Source organism: Acidobacteriota bacterium, assembly GCA_033549365.1.
Taxonomy (GTDB): domain Bacteria; phylum Acidobacteriota; class Aminicenantia; order Aminicenantales; family Saccharicenantaceae; genus JAWSUF01.
Genome location: JAWSUF010000069.1, coordinates 1 through 549 on the forward strand (window position 1 = coordinate 1; position 549 = coordinate 549).

Genomic DNA, 549 nt, shown 5'->3' on the forward strand with positions numbered 1-549 from the left:
TTTGCTGTGGGCCTGACTAGACTCGAACTAGTGACCTCTCCCTTATCAGAGGAACGCTCTAACCAACTGAGCTACAGGCCCGCTTGCGGCATATCCAACATGCTAAGGTACTTGCCTTAACAACTCAAGAGTGATAGGAAACCGACCTCGCTCGGGAAAGGTCTTTTGGAGTAGATCGCCAGCCCGCAGGCCTTTGATCAGGAACTCCCTAGAAAGGAGGTGATCCAGCCGCACCTTCCGGTACAGCTACCTTGTTACGACTTCGTCCCAGTCACCAGTCCCACCTTAGACGGCTGCCCCCTTTCGGTTAGCCCACCGGCTTCAGGCGTTGCCAGCTTCCATGACGTGACGGGCGGTGTGTACAAGACCCGGGAACGTATTCACCGCAGTATTGCTGACCTGCGGTTACTAGCAACTCCGGCTTCATGCAGTCGAGTTGCAGACTGCAATCTGAACTGAGGCCTGCTTTCAGGATTGGCTCCGCCTCGCGGCTTGGCTACCCATTGTACAGACCATTGTAGCGTGTGTGTAGCCCTGGATATAAGGGTC

At 55.2% G+C, this 549-nt stretch carries 1 tRNA gene and 1 rRNA gene; both read right to left on the minus strand.

The features are described 5' to 3' along the window. Positions 1 to 7: 7 nt before the first annotated feature. Positions 8 to 81, minus strand: a tRNA-Ile gene (locus SCM96_16090). 131 nt (positions 82 to 212) lie between these two features. Further along, positions 213 to 549: ribosomal RNA gene (locus tag SCM96_16095) — 16S ribosomal RNA — on the minus strand; the annotation flags it as partial.